This window comes from Mesorhizobium sp. LCM 4577 (genome assembly GCF_001854795.2).
Taxonomy (GTDB): Bacteria; Pseudomonadota; Alphaproteobacteria; order Rhizobiales; family Rhizobiaceae; genus Mesorhizobium; species Mesorhizobium plurifarium.
On record NZ_MDDU01000008.1, the window covers coordinates 113,625 to 134,718 of the forward strand.

The 21,094-nt window shown below is 67.1% G+C and carries 23 protein-coding genes; 10 read left to right on the forward strand and 13 right to left on the reverse strand.

Annotation, left to right across the window (positions count from 1 at the left end):
* Nucleotides 1-33: 33 nt before the first annotated feature.
* From LCM4577_RS12835 to LCM4577_RS12855, 5 genes are read right to left on the reverse strand one after another with little or no spacing between them, the layout of a single operon-like run.
* Entirely contained in the window at nucleotides 34-1,140 is a 1,107-nt protein-coding gene (locus LCM4577_RS12835; protein WP_071071497.1) for a hypothetical protein, read from the reverse strand.
* Nucleotides 1,141-1,155: 15 nt separating this feature from the next.
* Nucleotides 1,156-1,734: a DUF3726 domain-containing protein gene (locus LCM4577_RS12840; RefSeq protein ID WP_071031029.1), complete on the reverse strand. Its 579-nt coding sequence runs from the start codon at nucleotides 1,732-1,734 to the stop codon at nucleotides 1,156-1,158.
* Nucleotides 1,731-3,386, reverse strand: a complete 1,656-nt coding sequence (locus LCM4577_RS12845) for a hypothetical protein (protein ID WP_116390044.1) — start codon at nucleotides 3,384-3,386, stop codon at nucleotides 1,731-1,733. The genes LCM4577_RS12840 and LCM4577_RS12845 overlap by 4 nt, the downstream gene beginning before the upstream one ends.
* On the reverse strand, nucleotides 3,383-4,387 hold the full coding sequence (locus LCM4577_RS12850; protein ID WP_071034277.1) for an Ldh family oxidoreductase: 1,005 nt from the start codon (nucleotides 4,385-4,387) through the stop codon (nucleotides 3,383-3,385). The genes LCM4577_RS12845 and LCM4577_RS12850 overlap by 4 nt, the downstream gene beginning before the upstream one ends.
* Nucleotides 4,388-4,402: 15 nt before the next feature.
* On the reverse strand, nucleotides 4,403-5,311 hold the full coding sequence (locus tag LCM4577_RS12855; RefSeq protein ID WP_071034276.1) for a LysR family transcriptional regulator: 909 nt from the start codon (nucleotides 5,309-5,311) through the stop codon (nucleotides 4,403-4,405).
* 100 nt (nucleotides 5,312-5,411) lie between these two features.
* Between LCM4577_RS12855 and LCM4577_RS12860 the strand changes: the two genes are divergently transcribed.
* Together LCM4577_RS12860 and LCM4577_RS12865 are read left to right on the forward strand one after the other, a co-directional pair.
* Nucleotides 5,412-6,860 carry an aldehyde dehydrogenase family protein gene (locus tag LCM4577_RS12860; RefSeq protein WP_071071499.1) on the forward strand — a complete coding sequence of 483 codons (1,449 nt, stop codon included), beginning with the start codon at nucleotides 5,412-5,414 and terminating at the stop codon, nucleotides 6,858-6,860.
* Nucleotides 6,857-7,852, forward strand: coding sequence for a membrane dipeptidase (locus tag LCM4577_RS12865; RefSeq protein WP_071071501.1), 996 nt, complete (start codon nucleotides 6,857-6,859; stop codon nucleotides 7,850-7,852). The genes LCM4577_RS12860 and LCM4577_RS12865 overlap by 4 nt, the downstream gene beginning before the upstream one ends.
* 62 nt (nucleotides 7,853-7,914) lie before the next feature.
* On the opposite strand, the gene LCM4577_RS12870 is transcribed toward LCM4577_RS12865, so the two are convergent.
* From LCM4577_RS12870 to hemC, 6 genes are all read right to left on the reverse strand, one after another.
* Nucleotides 7,915-8,631, reverse strand: coding sequence for a glutamine amidotransferase (locus LCM4577_RS12870; RefSeq protein ID WP_071071503.1), 717 nt, complete (start codon nucleotides 8,629-8,631; stop codon nucleotides 7,915-7,917).
* A gap of 18 nt (nucleotides 8,632-8,649) precedes the next feature.
* Nucleotides 8,650-9,129 carry a TerB family tellurite resistance protein gene (locus tag LCM4577_RS12875; RefSeq protein WP_071071505.1) on the reverse strand — a complete coding sequence of 160 codons (480 nt, stop codon included), beginning with the start codon at nucleotides 9,127-9,129 and terminating at the stop codon, nucleotides 8,650-8,652.
* Nucleotides 9,130-9,179: 50 nt separating this feature from the next.
* On the reverse strand, nucleotides 9,180-10,757 hold the full coding sequence (locus tag LCM4577_RS12880) for a heme biosynthesis protein HemY (RefSeq protein ID WP_071034270.1): 1,578 nt from the start codon (nucleotides 10,755-10,757) through the stop codon (nucleotides 9,180-9,182).
* Nucleotides 10,758-10,766: 9 nt separating this feature from the next.
* On the reverse strand, nucleotides 10,767-12,224 hold the full coding sequence (locus LCM4577_RS12885; RefSeq protein ID WP_071071507.1) for a COG4223 family protein: 1,458 nt from the start codon (nucleotides 12,222-12,224) through the stop codon (nucleotides 10,767-10,769).
* A 97-nt stretch (nucleotides 12,225-12,321) separates the two neighbouring features.
* Nucleotides 12,322-13,035, reverse strand: a complete 714-nt coding sequence (locus LCM4577_RS12890; RefSeq protein WP_071034267.1) for a uroporphyrinogen-III synthase — start codon at nucleotides 13,033-13,035, stop codon at nucleotides 12,322-12,324.
* A 1-nt stretch (nucleotide 13,036) separates the two neighbouring features.
* The gene (gene hemC, locus LCM4577_RS12895; protein WP_041011032.1) at nucleotides 13,037-13,960 is read right to left on the reverse strand and encodes a hydroxymethylbilane synthase; all 924 of its coding nucleotides are present in this window, start codon (nucleotides 13,958-13,960) and stop codon (nucleotides 13,037-13,039) included.
* Nucleotides 13,961-14,062: 102 nt separating this feature from the next.
* Between hemC and tsaD the strand changes: the two genes are divergently transcribed.
* The 6 genes from tsaD (at nucleotide 14,063) to LCM4577_RS12925 (ending at nucleotide 18,121) form a co-directional block, all read left to right on the forward strand.
* The gene (gene tsaD / locus LCM4577_RS12900; RefSeq protein ID WP_198541040.1) at nucleotides 14,063-15,148 is read left to right on the forward strand and encodes a tRNA (adenosine(37)-N6)-threonylcarbamoyltransferase complex transferase subunit TsaD; all 1,086 of its coding nucleotides are present in this window, start codon (nucleotides 14,063-14,065) and stop codon (nucleotides 15,146-15,148) included.
* Nucleotides 15,145-16,164, forward strand: coding sequence for an NAD(P)H-dependent glycerol-3-phosphate dehydrogenase (locus tag LCM4577_RS12905; protein WP_071071510.1), 1,020 nt, complete (start codon nucleotides 15,145-15,147; stop codon nucleotides 16,162-16,164). The genes tsaD and LCM4577_RS12905 overlap by 4 nt, the downstream gene beginning before the upstream one ends.
* A 17-nt stretch (nucleotides 16,165-16,181) precedes the next feature.
* A complete protein-coding gene (locus LCM4577_RS12910) occupies nucleotides 16,182-16,478 on the forward strand; it encodes a YciI-like protein (protein ID WP_071034260.1) in 297 nt (98 codons plus the stop codon).
* Nucleotides 16,479-16,566: 88 nt separating this feature from the next.
* A complete protein-coding gene (locus LCM4577_RS12915; protein WP_071071512.1) occupies nucleotides 16,567-16,992 on the forward strand; it encodes an EVE domain-containing protein in 426 nt (141 codons plus the stop codon).
* Nucleotides 16,947-17,645, forward strand: a complete 699-nt coding sequence (locus LCM4577_RS12920; RefSeq protein WP_071034256.1) for a methyltransferase — start codon at nucleotides 16,947-16,949, stop codon at nucleotides 17,643-17,645. Before LCM4577_RS12915 ends, LCM4577_RS12920 begins: the two co-directional genes overlap by 46 nt.
* 50 nt (nucleotides 17,646-17,695) lie before the next feature.
* Complete coding sequence (locus LCM4577_RS12925) at nucleotides 17,696-18,121, forward strand: DUF1761 domain-containing protein (protein WP_071034254.1); 426 nt, start codon at nucleotides 17,696-17,698, stop codon at nucleotides 18,119-18,121.
* 7 nt (nucleotides 18,122-18,128) lie between these two features.
* Here LCM4577_RS12925 and gcvA read toward each other — a convergent pair whose 3' ends face one another.
* Nucleotides 18,129-19,049: a transcriptional regulator GcvA gene (gene gcvA, locus LCM4577_RS12930; protein WP_041002930.1), complete on the reverse strand. Its 921-nt coding sequence runs from the start codon at nucleotides 19,047-19,049 to the stop codon at nucleotides 18,129-18,131.
* Nucleotides 19,050-19,180: 131 nt separating this feature from the next.
* Between gcvA and LCM4577_RS12935 the strand changes: the two genes are divergently transcribed.
* Nucleotides 19,181-19,435: a hypothetical protein gene (locus LCM4577_RS12935; protein WP_071034252.1), complete on the forward strand. Its 255-nt coding sequence runs from the start codon at nucleotides 19,181-19,183 to the stop codon at nucleotides 19,433-19,435.
* A 62-nt stretch (nucleotides 19,436-19,497) separates the two neighbouring features.
* Here the strand turns inward: LCM4577_RS12935 and LCM4577_RS12940 are convergent, their stop codons facing one another.
* Nucleotides 19,498-20,004 carry a L,D-transpeptidase gene (locus LCM4577_RS12940; RefSeq protein ID WP_244508308.1) on the reverse strand — a complete coding sequence of 169 codons (507 nt, stop codon included), beginning with the start codon at nucleotides 20,002-20,004 and terminating at the stop codon, nucleotides 19,498-19,500.
* A 176-nt stretch (nucleotides 20,005-20,180) separates the two neighbouring features.
* Between LCM4577_RS12940 and LCM4577_RS12945 the strand changes: the two genes are divergently transcribed.
* Nucleotides 20,181-20,864, forward strand: a complete 684-nt coding sequence (locus LCM4577_RS12945) for a response regulator transcription factor (RefSeq protein WP_040991447.1) — start codon at nucleotides 20,181-20,183, stop codon at nucleotides 20,862-20,864.
* The last annotated feature ends 230 nt before the right edge of the window (nucleotides 20,865-21,094 follow it).

The following is a 21,094-nucleotide window of genomic DNA, read 5'->3' on the forward strand; positions in this document are numbered from 1 at the left end:
CTGAGCCGCGCGAAGTTCGCGATGGCGGTATCCCTACTCTTTGACGATCTCCGTCACGCAATGGACGTAGTCCATCCGGTGGCCTTCGGGGGCGCGCGCGACATCGGCTTCGTAGGCGCCGTAGAGATTGTCGACGATTGCGGCACGGTCACCGGAGGGACGCGAGGGATCGAGCGCGTTCGCAAAGACGGTTTCCGACCAGGAGCGGAGCGTCGGCACATAGGCCTTGGCGAAGGCCTGTGCGTTGCCATGGACCCGGAAGGCCTCGGCATAGGGGCATGGCGTCACCATGGTGAAGATATTCTCGAGCCTCAGCCCTGACCGCGACACCGGCGAAGCGGGATCGCGGAAGGGCGCCGCGAACTCGTCCGGCGTCTTGTAGAACTGCTGGAACGTCGCGTTGACATATTCCGCCTCGCCGATCCGCCCCGCCGCAAGCAAATCGCGCCAATGGCGCGCGAAGCTGTCGAACATGTCGACCCCGGTCGTGTGCCCGAGATAGCGGCCTTCCTCGTCGACGCAGAAATTGGCCAGCGCCAGCCGGCCGCCGGACCTCAGCTCACGGGCCCTGGCCAGCAGGATCGTCTCCCAGTCGCGCAGCCCCTGGGCGCGAAACTGCGCGCGCTCGGCCTYGGTCGCGCCGACCGCCTGGACATGGTCGGCGATCATGCAGGGCCGCGTGCTGATCCAGTGCATCGCGGTGGCGGAAAAGCCGAACGATAGCGAATTGTCGGGAAGGATCTGGCGGTAGAAGCTGGTGCCGCTGCCGAAAATGTAGAGCCCGGGCGTCTCGGCCAGCGGAACCTCCGTCGAGGTGCCAAGCAGTCCCTGGCTCAACCGGAATAGGGTCGAGAAATCGTTGTGCGGCAGGTCGGTATAGGTGATCGATATCGCCCGGTTCGGTTCCCTCTCCCGAACGGCGCCGACCAGCCGCCGCATCATGTCCATCGAGGTGCCGCCGTCGGCCGCGCCGAAATCGGCGACGGCGAAAGGCTGGCCATCGGCCAGCCGGGGCATTCCGGCGACGGCCTTGACGACGAGATCGCCGACCTTGTCGATGACATATTTGGCGCCGACCGTGTTGGCCGAGTAATAGCCCGCTCCACGCATGGCGATCTTCTGGCCGTCGGCTGCGCTCATTTGGTTCTCCCCTTGTTATTCATCGTCCACCCGGCCGCCGCCGGCTCCGCGCACGCGCGACCTTTCGCTTTCCGGCACATAGGTTCTGGCGGCGAAGGAATTGAGCGCCGCAAGCGTCCGCTCGTCGATCGCGCCGCGCCGGCCCGTGGCCGACTGATCGATGTCGGCGCGGTGTTCGACGACGACATCGGCGCGCGCCACCAGCCCGACCGGCCGCGCCACGCGCATGGCCGAGCGGCGCAGCATGGCGTCGAGCCACATTGGCAGGCCGACATTGATGATTGTCAGCGGCAGCGCGCTTGCCGGAAGCGGATCGTCGAGCAGCAAGGCCGCTGTTCGGATCGGACAGAGCGGCCTTTCGGCAGGCCTGTCGGGCTCGCCCTTTCGCCAGCGCGCCGCGCGGGCAGGATCAGGCGGGTCGAGGGATTGCGCGTTTTCGGCGAGGCTCAGCATGGCCACGCCCCAATCGTCGTCCTCAACCGCGATCCGGCGCGCCGCGCGACCGATATCCTCGGCCAGTCCCCATGAAAATCCGGCGCCCCGGGCCGCCTTGGCGCCCAGCGTCTCCACTTCGTTGAGCGAGAGCTCGATCACGCGGCCTCTCCTGCGGTCGCCATGGCGGCGACATCCTCGATCAGCGGCTCGCCGCTGAACAGCGCGATCCGCAGCCAGCGGTCGGAGCGCGGATCGAAACTGCGCGCGCCGAAGAACGCCAGCTTGGCGCGCAATATGTCGACGGGCCGCAAGTCGGCGCCGATCAGATTGTCGTGGATCTCGGCGTAGGGAAACCTGGCGACGATCTGGGCGCGCCGCACCGCATGGCGCCATTCCGGCCGACGCAGCAGGAAGTCGGCGACACTGGCCGATTGTGGTTCCTGCGCCAGCGCGGCCGCCAGGCTGAGCGCATCGCGCGCGGTGGCCAAAGGCTGTTCGAGCTCGGCGCCGTCCTCCTCGAACCGCTCGCCGAGCCGGGGCTCGAGCTTCTCCGCCGATACATACCAGAAGCGCGCACTGGCAGCCGGGTCGGCGAAATCGACATCAGCCGCCCAGGAATAGGCGTCGAGAAGCGCCTGGCGAAGCGAAGCGCAGGTGACGCTGCCGTCGATCGCATGTCCAGGCGTCTCGTCGGCCTTCATCGTGTCGCCGAGTTCGTCGACCAGCGCGCCATGCGGCTCGAGGATCAGCGAGACGCAGGCTTCCTGCCCTTCCAGCGAAAAATTGTCTTCCGCGAAGCGATAGACCGCGTCCCAGGGCCGGGGTTTCGCCAGGAGCCGGTCGAGGTTTTCGGTCAGCGCATCGAGATCGGCGGCCAGCGACATGGTCGCGGCGGCCTGGCGATCATCGTCGCTGTGCCAGCGGGCGACGCGTCGCGACAAATCGGCGAGCGCTTGCGCAAAAATCATCCGTTCCGCCGCGCCGGCATGCGGCTCTGCCCGCACCCGCGCCAGCGCGGTTTCACGGGCCAGGAACCAGCTATGCGTCAACAGCGGATGGCGCACGAGGAAGGGCGCCATGCCGAGCCCCGTCGCATTGCCGACCCCGAGCGCCCGGCGCAAGTCCGACGCCAGCCTTGCCGCGCCGGCCGGGTTGCGGCGACAGGCGATGTGATCGACAAGGTCGAGCGTGAAGGACCGGATCAGCCAGACGGTGAGCATCTCCGCCTGGAAGGATCCGGCAAGTTCCGGGCGCCCGGCGATCTCGTCGCGGTCGGCGATGCCGAACTTGCCGTTGCCGTAGACGGCCGTGGTGCGCAGCAGATAGCCGACGCCGAGCAGCTGCTCCTCGTCCGGCTGCCGCCCCCGCGCCAGCGCCGAAACCACGTCCTCGAACAGCCGCACGCTCTTGTTGGCGCGCGCCAGCACGAGCTCGCGATTGGTGTAGCGGCCCGCCTCCTGCAGCGGCGCATTTGCCTCCAGCCGCGCGATCTCGGCGGCGTCCGGCAATCCGTCGTAAAGCACGTAGCTGGTGTCCCAGGCCTGCGCGATCACCCGGTCGGAGCGCTCCTCGTCGTCGAGCGGCGTCGAGAAGGCGACCAGGCTGTAGGTCCTTGCCGGCGTCTCGACCGCATAGACCGCGCGCCCGAACCCATTGTCGTCCAGGTCGAACAGGTGCTTGCGCACGCGCCATTTTTCCCTGGTGGCGCGGCGGATCAGCTGGCGCAGGAAGCTGAGACGCGTCGGATGCGCGGCGCCAAGCCGCTGCAGCCGCATGACGACCTCCGGCGGGCGCAGCGCGATCGCCGTCATGCGGCGGTCCCGGCCAGCTTTTCGAGCGTGGCGAGCGTCTCCGCCGCCACCTCGATGCCTTCGGTTGCATTCCGCTCTCGCGCGCCAAAACGCTTCACGCCCGGCAGCCTTGCTTCGCCGGCAAAAGCGCCGGCAACGGTTTCCAGATTCCCCGCGAACGCTCCGGTCGACGTCGTATCGGGCGAGACCGCCAAGAAGAACTGGCCGGTTCCAGGCGGGCCACCGGCGGTGCCGGAGAAGGGGCTGGCGACAAGCCCGGGATTGGCTCCGGTCAGGCATGCGGCGAAGATCTCCACCAGCAATGCCGAGCCGACGCCCTTGTAGCCGCCGGCCGGCGCCATCGTGCCCTTCAAGGCTTCGCCGGCATCGGTGGTCGTCTCGCCGCTTGCGTCGAAGGCCCAGCCGGCAGGGATCGGCTCGCCGGCGCGGGCGCGCTTGATGACCTCGCTCTTGGCGACGACGCTGGCGCTCTGGTCGATGACGAAGCGCGCACCGCCTCGCCCGTCCGGGACCGCCAGCGACCATGGATTGGTGCCCAGCGCCGCCTTGCGGCCACCCCAGGGCGCGATCGAGGCCGGCGCGTTGGTGAATCCCAGACCGACAAGCCCGTTCCGCGCAATGTTTTCGGTGTGATAGCCCAGCGCGCCGCAATTGTAGGAATTGCGGATGGCAAGCGCCGCCACGCCTTGCGAGCGCGCCGCCTCGATAAGCGCCGGCAGGCCGAGGGCGATGGCCGCATGGGCAAAGCCGTTTGCGGCATCGACGGCGACGACCGCCGGAGCCGGCTGCGTCAGGCGCGGCTCGGCCTGCCCCAGCACCTTGCCGCAGGTCAGATGCTCGCAATAGGTCGGCAGATACATCAGGCCATGCGATTTCAGGCCGTCGCGTTCGGCCGCCGCGATGGCCGCGGCGAGCGCACCGGCTTGGCGCTCGCTGGCGCCGTGGCGAAGCAGGGCGGCCGAAGCCAGCGTCTCGATTCGGGCTTGGGTCAGTCGTGTCATCCGATCATCCGCCAATCATGCCGCCGCATAGCCAAATTCTCTCTCGCCGGCTTGCGCTTGCTGGCGAATGCATTCGATGAACCGCAGCGACGCCGGCTGCAGGTTGCGGCCCGCCTTGGCGATCCAGCCGACGGTGCGGCTCGAGCGCGGGTCGGCAAGCGGAACGAAGCGCACGTCGTGGCTCGATTTCCAGCGGCAGAGCCGGGGCAGGATGGTGACGCCGAGCCCGGCCTCCACCATCGCCAAATTGGAGCTCACATTGGTCGCGGTGAGCTTCGAGCCGGCGGCAAGCGCCTCGGTCTCGGCAAGCCCGAGCGCCGCGGCCGCGCCGTTGCGGATGAAGCTCTCGCCATCGAGCTCAGCCCATCTCAACGGACGTTTCGACTTCGCCAAAGGATGATCGGCCGGGCAGACGAAATCGAGCGGCTCGTGGAACAGCGGCTCGAAGCTGAGCTGCGGCCGCTTGCTGGCGAGCACGCACAGGCCCACCTCCACCATGCCGTTTTCGACCGCCTCGACGATGGCGCTGGAATCGCTGTCGCGGACATGGATGTCGAACCGGCTGCCTTCGGCGCGAAGCTTAGCGATCGCGCGCGGCAGCAGGGTCACGGCGACCGAAGGCACGCTGGCCACGTCGCAGCGGCCTTGCCGGTCCGCCGCATAGCTGGTCATCGCCAGGCAGGCGCGGTCGTAATGCGCGATCATGGCGCGCGCCTCGTCGAGCACGATACGGCCGACCGGCGAAAGCGCGCCCTTGCGCTCGCTCTCGAACAGCGGCGCGCCGATATCGTCTTCCAATTGCTTCAGGGTCATCGACACGGCCGAGGGCGTGCGGCCGATCTGGTCGGCGGCGGCGCGCACGCCACCGGTCTCGCAGACCGCGACGAAGCTGCGCATGCCGGTCAGGCTGATGGTTTTGGTCAATGTTAAGCTTGCCTGAACATTTGTGCCAAAAATTGAGCTTGATTGAAGTTCACAGCATTGGTTAGGTCGTTGTCAACCGAATTGATGCAGGTCGAACACGATGCTGAACGGTCAGAACTTCGTTGCGGGCGAATGGCGCGACGGCGCCGGCTGGGTCGAGGACATCAATCCATCCGACGTGACCGACATCGTCGGACGCTTCGCGCAGGCGCGGCTGTCCGACATCCATGACGCCGTGGCGGCGGCGCAAGGCGCGCAGCGGGAATGGGCGGCGGCGGGGCTGGAAGCGCGGGCTGCCGTTCTCGACGCCATCGGGCGCGAGTTGATGGCGCGTTCGAAGGAACTTGGCGAACTGCTCTCGCGCGAGGAGGGCAAGACCCTTCCCGAAGGTGTCGGCGAGGTCTATCGCGCCGGGCAGTTCTTCACTTATTTCGCCGCCGAGGCGCTGCGTAATCTGGGCAGCTCGGCCGACTCCGTCAGGGCCGGCGTCGATGTGCTGATCGAGCGCGAGCCGCTCGGCGTCGTTGCGATCATATCGCCATGGAATTTCCCCGTCGCCACCGCGTCCTGGAAGATCGCGCCGGCGCTGGCATTCGGCAATGCCGTGATCTGGAAGCCGGCCAGCCTCACCCCGGCCAGCGCCTGGGCATTGACCGAGATCATCAGCCGGCAGGCGATCCCGAAAGGCCTCTTTAACCTGGTGATGGGATCGGGATCGACGATCGGCCGCGAGCTTGCCGCCAAGGCCGACATACAAGGGTTGAGCTTCACCGGCTCCGGCGCCGTCGGCTCCGGCATCGCCGCGCTCGCCGCCGCGCGCTTCGTCAAGCTGCAGCTCGAAATGGGGTCGAAGAACCCGTTCGTGGTGATGGACGACGCCGACCTCGACCGCGCCGCCGACCTTGCCGTGAACGGCGCCTTCGGCGGCACCGGACAAAAATGCACGGCCTCGTCGCGCCTGATCGTCCACCGGCCGATCCATGACGCCTTCGTCGAGAAGCTGCTGGCGAAGACCCGGGCGCTGAAGGTCGGCCATGCGCTTGAGGCCGGCGTCCAGATGGGGCCGGTCGTCAGCGCCGAACAGCTCTCGGCCAATCTCGGTTATGTGACGCTGGGCATCAGCGAAGGCGCCGAGCTTGCGGCCGGCGGCGAGGCGCTCGATCTCGCGCATAACGGCCACTACATGGCGCCCGCCGTGTTCCTCAACGGCCGCTCGCGCATGCGCATCAACCAGGAGGAGATGTTCGCGCCGATCACCTGTGTCATTCAAGCCGACGATCTCGACGAGGCGATCATGCTGGCCAACGACACGCCCTACGGGCTGACAGCCGGCATCGCCACCCGCTCGCTGGCGCGCGCGACGAAATTCCGCCACGCCTCGCGCTCGGGCTGCGTCATGGTCAACCTAGCGACCGCCGGCACCGACTATCACGTGCCGTTCGGCGGCGTTCGTGCCTCGAGCTACGGCCCGCGCGAGCAGGGCCGCGCCGCGGTCGAGTTCTACACCCAAGTCAAGACATCCTACATCCACGCGGGCGCGCCCGAATGACCACCGGCGCGCCGCAAGTGCTCATCGACGGGCTGCAATATTGCAACTGGTCGCGCGAAATTTTCGAGGAGATGCGCCAGGGCGGCCTGACCGCGGTCCACGCCACGGTCGGCTATCACGAAGGTTTCCGCGAGACGGTGCGCCACCTCGTCGATTGGCGCACGCGTTTTCGCGACAATGAGGATCTGATCCTCCTGGCGCGCGATGCCGGCGACATCGAGCGGGCGCGAGCCTCGAACCGGACGGCGATCCTGCTCGGCCTGCAGAACCCAATGCCGATCGAGGACGACATCGGCCTGATCGAGATGCTGTTCGATCTCGGCATCCGCTTCATGCAGCTCACCTACAACAACCAGTCGCTGCTCGGCTGCGGCTGGATGGAGAAGGAGGACAGCGGCGTGACGCGGATGGGGCGCGAGGCGATCGCCGAGATGAACCGGCTCGGCATGATCATCGACCTGTCGCATGCCAGCGAGCGGACCGCGCTGGAAACGATCGCGTTGTCGCAGCGGCCGGTGGTCGTCAGCCACGCCAATCCGCGCTGGCTGCGCGACAGCAACCGCAATGTCTCCAGGGCCATCTTGCAGGCATTGCGCGCAAAGGAGGGGTTGCTCGGCCTTTCGCTCTACCCGCTGCACCTCCCGAACGGCTCGGACACGACGCTGGAGCAGTTCGGGAAAATGGCTGCCGAAGCGGCCGGGATCATGGGGGCGGATCATCTCGGCATCGGCTCGGATCTATGCCAGGACCAGCCCGACAGCGTCGTGCGCTGGATGCGAGAAGGCCGCTGGACCCGCGAGATCCAGGCGACCGCGAGCTTCCCGCCGCAGCCGTCCTGGTTCAGATCGAACCTCGATTTTCCGAAGCTGTCGCAAGGCCTTTCCTCGGCCGGATTCGGTCAAGCCGAAACCGCGTTGGTCCTCGGCGGCGCCTGGCACCGCTTCCTCAAGGCCAGCCTGCCTTCCGCCCGGGATTCGCAGGCAACGAGCTGATAGGCGCGCGGGCAGGCCCAGGTGGGGCCAAGCCCGGCCGTCCAGAGCAATCGGGCTTTGGCCTACCCCACCGCCGGCCGACCAAAAATCAGCCCCAGAAACTCGCCCAGCCAGCGCTTCAAATGCATGTCCCAGATCAGCCGGCCGCCGAGATGGTCGCGGCCGGGCTGAGCGCCGGGCAATTCGAAGCGATGCGCGCCGCGCACCACCCAGCGCTGCATCATCACGCGTGTCAGCTCGCCATGGAACTGGATGCCCCAGGCGTTCTCGCCGTAGCGGAACGCCTGGTTGGGATAGGTTTCCGCGGTTGCCAAAAGCGTCGCTTCCTTCGGCAGCGAAAAGCCTTCGCGGTGGAACTGGTAGACCATCTCCGGCCAGTGCAGCAGCTTCTTGCCGGCCTCGGTCGCTTCAATTGGATACCAGCCGATCTCGACCAGGCCTTCGCCATGGCCCTCGACCTTGCCGCCGAGATGGTTGGCGAGCATCTGCGCGCCGAGGCAGATGCCGAGGAACGGCCGGTTCTCCTTGAGCGGGATTTCCAGCCAATCGGTCTCGCGGCGGACGAACTCGTCCTCGTCATTGGCGCTCATCGGCCCGCCGAAGATAACCGCGCCGGCATGATCGTCGAGCGTGCAGGGTAGCTCGTCGCCCAATGGCGGCCGGCGGATGTCGAGGTCGAAACCTTCTTCCAGAAGCATATGGCCGACGCGGCCGGGGCTCGAAGTCTCCTGATGCAGCACGATCAGGATTTTTGGTCTCGGCCTCGGTCTGGGTGGCATGGAAGGCGAAGGATCCTGTTATTCGTCGCTCGACTGGCCCTTGGCGCCAGGCGCCTGGGCCGCCGCCTTTTGGCGCGCCTCGATGCGGTCGCGGCGCTCGACGCCGATCAGCTCGGCGACCCGCCAGACGGTGTTGTCCTCGAGCTCGTCAAGCTCGCCGTCGGCATAGACGATCTCCCACATCAGGCCGATGAAGGCCTTGCGCGCCTCGGCATCGAGATCGCGCTTCAAGACGCTGGTGAAAGCGTACAGGTCGATCGCCTCGTTGTCGGCGCGCTCGCCGGCCGCGGCCAGCGCGTCGAGCTCCGCGCCGCTCACCGAATAGGTCTCGGCCAGGATCTGCTTGAACCGCTCCCATTCGACGTCCTGGCGCACGCCGTCGGCGTTCATCACATGGTAGAGCAGCGCCGAGGCCGCGACGCGCGGATCGTCGGCGCTCGGCTTGGCCGCGCGGCCGGCCGGCAGATCCCTCAGGAAGGACAATACGCGCTCGAACATCGATGATTTTTCCCTGCCCGCCAAATCTTTCTTGTCCGCCACGCCGGACCTCAAAACAAACGAAACCGGCGCGGCGATTTTTCCGCTTCTTCTTCCGGCGCGACACCCGGATCGTCCGGCAGAGGCGGCAGCTCCGGGCCGCGCCCGGCGGTTTCGGCCTCGCCGCCGGCTTCCACGACGGCCGTGTCCTTCTCGCCGCCATTCGCGGGTACCGGCGCCGTCTTCTCGGCCGCAGCATCGGCGACGATGTCGATCGCCTTCTCGGCGACAGGCTGGACAGGCGGCGCAGCGGTGATCGCCGGCACCGCGACATCCGCGTCGCTGTCGATCAGCTGGCCGAGCCGCTCCATCGGCGCGCGCCAGGTGAAAGCGTCGAGCTTGCCGGTGATCGGCGATACCGGCGCCCAGCGCTCGGAGATGACGCCGTCCGCCACCCAGGCGGGATCGCGCGGCGCGCGCACGGCTTTGGACAGCAGCTGCCGCACCTTGCCCTGGTCGCCGGTCTCGGCTTCCTCGATATCGGCGAGCAGAAGATAGGCGCCCTCGCGGCGATCCATGCGGATTGCCGCCTCCGCCTCGCGCCGCGCGGTGGCGAAATCCTGCGCGTCGAGCGCCGCGCGCGCCACGGCCATGGACGATTCGGCGTGGTTCTTCTTCAAGTCCTGCAGCTTCTTCGCTCGGTTGAGGCGGTCGAGCACCGCATCGCCCGGTCTGGCATGGGTGTAGAGCTCGGCGATATCGGGATGCGGCTCGGCCTTCCAGGCGGCCTCCAGGATCTTGGAGCCCTTGCGCACGTCGTTTTGCCGGATAACCAGATCGGCGGCGATCACCGCCGCCGGCGCGAAATCGGGCGCCAGCTTGTTGGCTTCGAGCGCCGCCGTGCGGGCCGCGTTCGGGTCGCTGTCGACCAGCGCCTGCGCCTTGGCCGTCAGCAACACGGCGCGGCGGCGGTTGGCCGCGTCGCGCTCGATCTGCCTTGTCGATTTCTGCGCCTCGACCAGCTTCAGCGCGCCGTCCCAGTCGCCGCGTTCGGTGAGCTCCTCGAGCGTCGATTCCGCCGCCCAGGCAAGCTGCGGCGCAACCGCCGCCGCGCGTCCGGCATAGTGGCGGGCGGCGTTGCGGTCGCCAAGGCGCTCGGCCTCCAGATAAAGCCCGCGCAGGCCGAGCAACCGCATCTCCGGATCGTCGAGCATGCGCTCGAATTTCTCGCGCGCGCCCTCATGGTCGCCCTCGAGCAGCGAGGCCTGCGCGTCGAGCAGGTTGATCAGCGGCTCCCGGTCGGAGCTGATCAGCTTGGCGGCCTCCTTGGTCTTCTTGCGCGCCAGCGCGCCGTCGCCGGCGCCGGCGGCGATCATCCCGGTCGACAGCGCCTGATAGCCGCGGTCGCGGCGGCGAACGCGAAAATAGCGCGAGATCGTGTAGGGGCTGTTCCACAGCGACTTGATCAGCCACCAGACGATCATCACCGCAGCAACCACGGCGACGATCGCCACTGCCGCCACCATCAGCGTGACCTGGTACTGGTAGCCGTTGAAGGTGACGAGCATGTCACCCGGGCGGTCGGCCAGCCAGGCAAAGCCCAACCCCAACGCGAAGACGACGGCGAGGAAGACGAGGAGGCGGATCATCTTGTCTCCTTATGCCTTCGTCGCGCCGGCAATCAGCGCTTCGAGCTGCTTTTCAACCTCCAGCCGCGCCTTCAGTTTGCCGGCAAACTCCGCGCCGGCCGCCTTTGCCGCGTCGGGCAGCGTGTCGTATTCGCTGAGCGCCTTGGCATAGTCGCCCTGGTTGACCGCCACTTCCATGCGGGCGACGGTTTCCGGAGCGCCCTTGCCTTCGACAGTGCCGACCGGCCGCACCTTGATCAGCGATTCCGCGCTCGACACCAGGCTCTGGAAGAAGCCGGCATTCTGGTCGACCGGCCTTGCCGCCTCGACCATGGCGTTGGCCGCGGCATCGGCCTCCGACGCGATGGTGGCGCGGGTCGGCACGCCCTTTTCGGCATAGGAGCGCAGCGCCGCAAGCTCCGGCGCGTCCGGCGCGATCGCCGCGAACGTGTCGAGCTCGGTCGCAAAAGGCGCGCCGCGGTCGAGCGCCGACTTCAGCGCCGAGGCGGCAATGGCCAAAGCGATCTTCGGCTGCGAGGCCTGCGCCTCGACCTTGCCGGAAAGCTGCGACACGGACTGCTCAAGCGCCGCCACCCGGCCGTCCACGGCCTTGGCCGCGTCGCCGGTCGATTTCACCAACGCGTCGAGCCCGGCGATCTTCTCATTGAGCGGCCCAAGATCGACGGGCGCGGCATTGCCGTTCTTCTGCAGCTCGGCAACGGTGGCCTCGATCTGGCCGACCTTGTCGCCGAGCGCCTTCAGCGCGGCGCCGTCGCCGCCCTGTCCTGCGGTGGATTTCAGCGCCGCGACATCGGCCTTGACCTGCGCGAGCGCCGAGGAAAGGCCGTCGACCTTGGCCGACACGCCGGTGTCGCCGCTTTCCTTCAACGCCGCGATTTCGCTTTTCAGCGAAGCGATCTCGCCATTGACGCCGTCGAGCGAACCGCCGTTCGATCCCGGCGCGCCAATCAGCCCGACCGCCTGCAGCAGGCCGGCGCCGGCAAGCGCGATCACGCCGCCGACGACGCCCGCGGCAATGGCGTTGACACCGGTTCTGCGCRGTGGCTGCGGCATGCGATCCTCGCTGCTCGTGTCGCTTGGTTTCGCTGCCGAGGCGCCGGCGCCGGGCGCGGACGCATCCTCGAAATTGTAGTCGAAGCCCTGGTGCTGGCTTTTCGGCGCATCGGAACCGCCGGGGTAAGGCTTTTCCGGCTCATCCTTGCCGACCTCGGGCTTGTCGGATGTCGCCTGCGCGGCGTCGCTATGCTCCCACGGCTCGATATCGGCCTGCTCGGCATGGATCGGCTCTTCCGGCGCCTCCGGTTGGGAAGCGGCGGCGGCCTCTTCCGCCTTCGCCTCATCGGTCTGGGCCGCCTTGGCCTTCGCGGCATCCTCGTCGGTGATTCGCGAGACGGCGCCGGGCTCGAGTTCGATGGTCACCGGCTCGCGCCGGCTCTTCGAATGTCGCATCTTCGGCGTCTTGACCATGCTTGGGCTCCGCAAAATGGCTGATCAATGGGTCCAGAGCGTCAGGATGCTCTAGCACATCACCAAGCGGTGAAAAGGGGCGGTGTGATGACGCGGCTCAACCGGGCAGCGACAAAAGCGCCAGCAGCGCGTCTTCCTCGGGTTTGGCGGCGATGCGGACCCTGTGACCGGCAACCCCATCCAGCGGTTCGGCGATCCGGGCCGAGAGCGCCAGGAATTCCGTTTTTTCAAAGAGATGCCTTAGCGTTGGCCGCTTAATCAGGCTGACCAGCGCCAAGCTGGCCTTGGCCGAATAGAGCAGCGCCGCCCCCACCGGCCGGCCCGACAGACGGGCGACCACATCGGCGTCGCCATAGTCGATCGCCGTTGTGTCGTAGGTCTCGATTGCCTGGACATGCAGGCCCGCCGCACTCAGCCGATGCTCGAACACCGGGAAGCGAACGCGGCCGCACAGATAGACGATTGCCTTACCGGCAAGGCCGCCGGCGATCACATCTGCCAGCGCCTCGGCGTCGCCAGGCCCCTCCATGACGGCGAGAAATCCCGCCGCGCGGCAGGCTTCGGCCGTCCTTTTCCCGACCGCGTGGCAAGGCAGGCGCGCAAGCGCCGCGACCAGCGCTTTCGGTGCATGCCGCACCGCATTGGCGCTGGTGACAGCAACCGCCACGGCATCGCCGCCGATGCTCGCTTCGACAGGCAAGGCGCTCGTTACGGTCAGCGGCAGCAGGACCGGCTGGAATCCCTGTGTTTCGAGGCGTCGTGCCGTGCGCGACGCGCCGGGCTCCGGCCTCGTCACCAGGATGCGGACCATGTCAGGCCCAGCCGTCGAAGAACTTAGCGCCGGCCCTGGCGCGAACCCTGCGCGCGGCGTCCAGTCCTATCTCCGCCGCGTCCGCGGCCTCGCCCTCCAGCCGGACCTCATGCGATTCGGTGCCGTCGGGCGAGATGATCAGCCCGTCAAAGGACAGTTTTTCGCCCGCTACCGTCGCATGGCCGGCGATCGGCGTGCGGCACGAGCCGTCGAGCGCGGCAAGGAAGGCGCGCTCGCAGGTGAGCGCCTGGCCGGTCGGCACATGATGGATCGCCGCCAGCATCCTCTCGACGTCGCGGTCGCCGATGCGCGCTTCGATGCCGATCGCGCCTTGCCCCGGCGCCGGCGGAAAATCCTCGAGCGGCATCAGGTCTGTGACGACATGTTCGAGCCCGAGTCGCTTCAGCCCGGCATAGGCGAGGATCGTGCCCTCGGCAACGCCTTCGTCGAGCTTGCGCAGCCTGGTCTGCACATTCCCGCGGAAGATCACCACCTCGAAATCCGGCCGCATGCGGCGAAGCAGCGCCTGGCGCCGCAGCGACGACGACCCGACCACCGCACCGCGCGGCAAGTCGACGATCCGCTTCACCTTCTTGCCGATGAAAGCGTCGCGGGCGTCCTCGCGCGGCAGGAACGTGATAAGCTCCAGCCCGTCGGGCAGCACCGTCGGCATATCCTTCGACGAATGCACCGCGATGTCGATGCGGCCATCGAGCAGCGCTTCCTCGATTTCCTTGGTGAATAGGCCCTTGCCGCCGGCTTCCGAGAGCGGCCGGTCCTGGATGCGGTCGCCGCTGGTCGAGATCGGCACCACCTCGAACGCCTGCTCTGGCAGGCCATGCGCCTGCATCAGCCGCGCCCGCGTCTCATGCGCCTGGGCCAGCGCCAACGGGCTGCCGCGTGTTCCGATTTTCAAAGTTTGCATGGCGCGCGGTCCGTGATAACCCCCGGGCAGCTTGAGGTCTGCCGGGCCTTTTCCTAATTGGGATTGGCCGGTGATACAATCTTTGAGGCTAGCGACCAATTGATCCGCGTTCTGGGCATTGAGACGAGCTGCGACGAGACGGCGGCCAGCGTGGTGGCGCTGGACGGCGCTTCCGCGCCCGAAATCCTGTCCAACATCGTGCTCAGCCAGATCGAGGAGCACGCGGCCTTCGGCGGGGTCGTGCCGGAGATCGCCGCGCGCGCCCATGTCGAGGCGCTGGACGGCATCGTCGAGGCAGCGCTCGCCGATTCATCCGTATCGCTCGACGAGGTCGACGCCATCGCCGCCACCGCTGGTCCCGGACTGGTCGGCGGGCTGATCGTCGGCCTGATGACGGCCAAGGCGATCGCCGCCGCCGCCAACAAGCCGCTGATCGCCATCAACCACCTCGAAGGCCACGCGCTGACGGCGCGGCTGACCGATGGGCTCGACTTCCCCTACCTCCTCCTGCTCGTTTCCGGCGGTCACACCCAGATCGTCGCGGTGCGCGGCGTCGGCGACTATCAGCGCTGGGCGACCACGATCGACGATGCGCTGGGCGAAGCCTTCGACAAGACGGCCAAGATGCTCGGCCTGCCCTATCCCGGCGGCCCGAATGTCGAGAAGGCCGCGGCCAGTGGCGATGCGAACCGCTTTGCCTTCCCGCGTCCGATGAAGGGCTCGGCGCAGCCCGACTTCTCCTTCTCCGGCCTGAAGACGGCGGTGCGCCAGGCGGCAACCGCGATCGCGCCGCTGAGCGACCAGGACGTCGCCGACATCTGTGCCTCCTTCCAGGCGGCGGTGGCGGACGCGCTGGGCGATCGTGTCGGCCGCGCCCTTGCCCGCTTCCGCCAGGAATTCCCGCGCCAGGCAAAGCCGGCGCTGGTCGTCGCCGGCGGCGTCGCCGCCAACCGCACCGTCAAGGCGACGCTTGAAGCGCTTTGTTCCAAAGCCGGCTTCGCCTTCGTGGCGCCACCGCAAAAGCTCTGCACCGACAACGCGGCGATGATCGCCTGGGCCGGCGTCGAGCGGCTGCGCGCCGGCATCGCCGACGAAAACGCCGCCGACTTCGTGCCGCGCTCGCGCTGGCCGCTCGACAGCGTTTCGACGCCTTTGGTCGGCTCGGGCCGGCGCGGTGCCAAGGCATGAGCGCGAAGGGGGCGAGCGGCAGGAAGCCGGGCAGCGGCTGGCGCGTCGCGGTGCTGGGCGGCGGCGCCTGGGGCACGGCGCTGGCGCTGGCCATGCTGCGCGCCGGCCATGATGTCCGGCTCTATGCGCGCGACTCCGAAACCGTCGCCGCCATCGCCCGCGGCGAGAACCCGCGCTATTTGCCCGGCATCAGGATCGAGCCCGGCATCGCGGCCACCGGCGATATGGCCGAGGCGCTCGACGGCGCCGACTGCGTGCTCGCCGTGACGCCGGCGCAATCGCTGCGCGCTGTGCTCGCCGGCGCGCGAAGCCACGTTCCTGCAGGCGTGCCGCTGGTGCTCTGCGCCAAGGGCATCGAACGCGACACCGGCGCGCTGCTGTCGGCGATCGTCGAGGAAAGCCTGCCGGGAAATCCGGTCGCGGCGCTCTCCGGTCCGAGCTTCGCCAGCGACGTCGCGCGCGGCCTGCCGACCGCCGTCGTGGTCGCCGCCCGCGATGCGGAACTGGCGGCCGAGCTTGCCGCCCGCTTCTCGGCCGAGAACCTGCGCTGCTATTCCAGCGACGACCTGATCGGCGTCGAGATCGGCGGCGCGCTGAAGAACGTCTTCGCCATCGCCGCCGGCGCGATCACCGGCGCCGGCCTCGGCGCCAGCGCCCAGGCCGCCATGGTGACGCGCGGCTTCGTCGAACTGCGCCGCATCGGCGCCGCCTTCGGCGCGAAACCGGAAACCCTGATGGGGCTTTCCGGCCTCGGCGACCTCTTGCTCACCTGCTCCTCGGCGCAGTCGCGCAATTTCGCCTATGGCCTGGCGCTCGGCCAGGGCAAGCCGCTTGCCGGCCTGCCGCTGGCCGAAGGCGTGCCGACGGCGGGCATCGCCGCCCGCATCGCCGCCGAGCGCGGCATCGAGGCGCCGATCATCTCGGCCGTCGCCGCCATCCTCGACGGCAAGGTGACCATCGGCCAGGCGGTGACCGCGCTGATGACACGCCCGCTCAAAACCGAAACCGACATCTGAACCATCGGAGTTGAAAAATGCTGTTTGCGTTGATTTGCAAGGACAAGCCCGGCAGCCTGCAGCTGCGCGTCGACACGCGGCCGGCGCATGCGGCCTTCCTGGAAGGCCTGATCAGCGAAGGCAGGCTTGCCTTTGCCGGTCCCTTCCTCGACGCCGACGGCAAGCCGGACGGCAGCCTGGTGATGATCGAGGCGCCGGACATGGCCGGCGCCCAGGAGCTCGCCGCGGCCGACCCCTACGCCAAGGCCGGCCTGTTCGAAAGCGTGCAGATCCGGCCGTGGAACTGGGTCTTCCAGAAACCCGCCGACGCATGATCGTTCGCTGCTCTCGCCGCAACGGCGGCGAGAGAGTAAGCATAGACGGCAACGCCATGCGTGGCGGCAAAGCGATGGGACAAACGATATGAATTACTGGCTGTTCAAGTCCGAGCCCTCGGTCTTTTCCTTCGAGGCGCTGAAAGCCAAGGGCAAGGCCGGCACGCAATGGGACGGCGTGCGCAACTACGCCGCCCGCAACAACATGAAGGCGATGCAGATCGGCGATCTCGGCTTCTTCTACCATTCCAATGAGGGGCTCGACATCGTCGGCATCGCCGAGGTCTGCGCGCTGGCGCACCCCGACACCACCACCGACGACCCGCGCTGGGAATGCGTCGACATCCGCGCCTACAAGGACGTGCCGAAGCCGGTGACGCTGGAACAGGTCAAGGCCAACCCCAAGCTCGCGGAGATGGCGCTGGTCCGGCTCGGCCGGCTTTCCGTGCAGCCGGTGACGCCGGCCGAATGGAAAGAGGTCTGCCGCATGGCCGAACTCAACCCGGCGCCGTGAAACGACTGACGCCGAAAACCGCGAAGACCTTCATCCTCGACAACACGGCGCTGATGGCGCCGCCGCATGTGCCGGAAGTGCTTCTGCACCTCGCCGACGAGGCGCATGACCTTTGGCTGCGCACCGAGGAGGAGCTGGCCGAGATCGGCCTGCCGCCGCCCTTCTGGGCCTTTGCCTGGGCCGGCGGCCAGGGTCTCGCCCGCTATGTGCTCGACCACCCGGGGACCGTACGCGACAGGCGCGTGCTCGACTTCGCCTCCGGCTCGGGCCTCGTCGCCATCGCCGCGATGAAAGCGGGCGCGAAGCAGGTGATCGCCGCCGACATCGACCCGTTCTGCGAGACGGCGATCGCCATCAACCTCGAAGCCAATGGCGCTGAAGCGCAATTCCTCGGCACGGATTGCATCGGCACCGACGGTGGCTGGGACGTCGTGCTTGCCGGCGACGTCTTCTACGACAAAGCTTTCGCCGACAGGCTGCTGCCCTGGTTCGGGTCCCTGAAGGCGCGCGGCGCCGAGATCCTCGTCGGCGATCCCGGCCGCGCCTACCTGCCGAAGACCGGGCTGCAATCGCTTGCCGTCTATCAGGTTCCGGTGACGCGCGTGCTGGAGGATGCCGACGTCAAGCGTACGACCGTCTGGCGCCTTGCTTGACGCGACAGGCGAACAAGCGTTCCATCGCATTTCGATCCGGAGGGGAAAGCATGGATTTTTCGGTCGTGAACTGGCTGGCGGTGATTGTCGCCGCCGTTGTCGCATGGTTGTTCGGCGCCGCCTGGTACATGAGCCTGAGCAAGCCCTGGCTGAAGGCGGCCAAGCTCGACCCGGCCACAATGAAGCGCTCGGCCGTTCCGTTCGTCGTGAGCTTCATCGCCGAGCTGATCATGGCGCTGGTGCTGACGCTGGTGGTCGGCGCCATAACCGGCGGCGAGCCGAACCTTATAGCGGGATTGCTGTTCGGCTTCGTGCTTTGGCTGGGCTTCATCGCCACGACGCTTGCCGTCAACCACCGCTATGAAGGTTTCGGCTGGGCCCTGACGCTGATCGATGCCGGCCATTGGCTGGGAGCGATGCTGATCATCGGCGCCATCATCGGCTGGTTCGGCGCGCCCGCGGCGCCAGCGGGTTAAGTCGCCATCACGTCGGCGTCTTCGCCGCCTCCTCTATAAGCCATTCGCGAAAGGCCACGACGCGCGCGTCGTCTTTCACGGCCTCGGGATAGACCAGGAAATAGGCGAATTCCGGGGCGACCTTGATGCCGAGCTCGAAGGGCCGCACCAGGCGCCCTTGCGAGAGATCGTTGGCCACCATGGCAAAGTCGGCGAGCGCCACCGCATTGCCGTCGAGCGCCGCCTGGGTGGCATCGGTCGAGGACCCGAAGACCAGCGTGCGGCTGTCGTCGAAATCGTCGACGCCGGCGGCGTGCATCCACATGCTCCAGTTCGGCCAGGTCACGCCCTGCCGCGACCATTCGATATGCGCGAGCGTATGGTTGAAGAGGTCGCGCGGCTCCTTCAGCGGCGGACCTGAGGCGAGCAGCGCCGGGCTGCAGACCGGGATGATGATGTTCTCGAACAGCCGATGCGCGATGATCCCCGGATATTTGCCGGTGCCGAAGCGGATGCCGACATCGACATCGTCGCGCTCGAAATCCCTGACGTCGTAGGTGATGTCGAAACGCAGCTCGACGCCGGGCTTCTGCCGGCGGAAATCGTCGACGCGCCGCATCAGCCACTTCGTCGCGAACTGTGCGTCGAGCGTCACCTTCAGCAGCGCCGTGCCGCGGGTCATCTTTCGGGCGCGGCTGACGGCGCGGTTGAGCAGGTCGAGCGCATCGACCGAGGCCTCCAGCAGCAAGTTGCCCGCCTCCGTCAGCCGGATGGTACGGCTGGTGCGCGTGAACAGCACCAGATCGAGCTGGTCCTCGATTTCCTTGATCTGATGGCTGACCGCCGCCGGCGTCAGGCCGAGCTCGTCGGCGGCGCGGGTGAAGTTGAGATGCCTGGCGGCCGCCTCGAACGTCCGGAGCGCGCGTGTTCCCGGCAGCAGCTTGGACATACGATCTCCAAATAAAACTTGACGATCAGAAAAGAACTACTCGTTTCCCGTTTGTTTTTCAATCCGGCATCATGGCCTCATCGAAACACCATAAAACTGGATTTGATATCCGGAGAACACGGGATAAAGCCATGTCTGAGATCGCCCTGAAACCCTGCACCCCCCTGGAATCGCCCTCGGGCCTGACCGTTTGGCTGCGTTCGGCGCGCGATTGGCTGCACCAGGCTCGCGTCGCCGCCCGGCTGCCACACGAATCGGTCGAAGACCTCTCCGACAGCCAGCTGCGCGACATCGGCGCCGAGCGCCGGGATATCTCGAAGACGATGGATCGAGAGCTTCGCGAGATCGGGCTGCTCGGTACCGGTTGGCAGCAGCCGAGACGGTAGGGATTAGGGATTAGGCAATAGGGAAGGAGACTCCAAGACACCTACTGCCTACTGCCTACTGCCTACCTGATTACCTTCACCACCGTCCGATCCGACAGCAACGGAAGCAGCCTCGCCATGGTCCGCGCCGTCACCGCCACGCAGCCTTGGGTCGGCGTGAAGCCCGGCCGCGCCAGATGGAAGAAGATCGCGCTGCCGCGCCCGCGCCGGCGCGGCGCGATGTTCCAGTCGAGCACCAGGCAGACATCGTAGAGCCGGTCGTCGCGCTTCATCCGCTCATGGCTCGCGCCATAGGGGATCTTCACCGGACGGTTGTAGTTGCGGTCGTCCGGCACCTCGCACCAGCCGAGATCCGGACCGATCGGCGCCATCGGCAGCCTCGTCCGGCGACCGCCCGGAAAATGATCGCCCCGGAAATAGCCCGACAGGATGCGCATCGACGCCAGCGGCGTCGCGCCGTCCCCTTCATGCTTGTTGGCGGTGATGCCGCTGCGCCCCAGCGCACAGGGAAACACCGTTTTGCCGGCTTGCAGGAAGCCTTGCGCGGGGTTGCCGGGGCGCGCGCGCACCACCAAAACGCCCAGGCCTTTCGGCAAAAATGCGCCCGCCGCATTGCGAGCGCGTTTTTTCTTGTATGATCGTGTCACGGAACAAATCACTGTGATCGGCTGTTGCGCCGGTGAGCTTCCGCATAAATGGGGGGAGGTCAACTGAATATTCTTTTTAAAACAACGGATTGATATCCATGACATCACGCACCATCCTGATCGTCGATGACGACGACGACCTGCGCGCCACCCTGGTCGAGCAGCTGGCGCTTTACGAAGAATTCGACGTCCAGCAGGAATCGACCGCCGCAAAAGGCGTTGCCGCCGCGCGTGGCGGCGTTGTCGACCTGCTCATCATGGATGTCGGCCTGCCCGATATGGACGGCCGCGAGGCGGTGAAGATCCTGCGCAAGGGCGGCTACAAGGCGCCGATCATCATGCTGACCGGTCACGACACCGATTCCGACACGATCCTGGGTCTCGAGGCCGGCGCCAACGATTATGTGACCAAGCCCTTCCGCTTCGCCGTGCTGCTCGCGCGCATCCGCGCCCAGCTTCGCCAGCATGAGCAGAGCGAGGATGCGACCTTTTCGGTCGGTCCTTACACGTTCAAGCCCAGCCAGAAGCTGCTGATCGACCCTCGCGGCGCCAAGGTGCGGCTGACCGAGAAGGAAGCCTCGATCATCAAATATCTCTACCGCGCCGACCAGAAGGTGGTGACGCGAGACGTGCTGTTGGAAGAGGTCTGGGGCTACAATTCCGGCGTCACCACGCACACGCTGGAGACCCATGTCTACCGGTTGCGCCAGAAGATCGAGCGCGATCCTTCCAATGCCGAAATTCTTGTGACAGAAAGCGGCGGCTACAAGCTGGTTCCTTAAACATTTCATGATCTGGAACAATTCCAGGAAAAGTGTGAAACGGTTGGGCTCGGCGGCTTCGCCGTAGCCTTCCGTCCGGAATTGAGCCAAAAGAGTTGAGAGCGGTCGGGCGGGACCGCTTCGGGTACGATCCTGGTGCTGGAGGGTGATGGATCGGCTCGTTGCACGCATCGCAGGATGCATGGCGGAGCGTTTCTCGCGTGCCCAGAAGGGCGCGCCGCTCCAAAGGA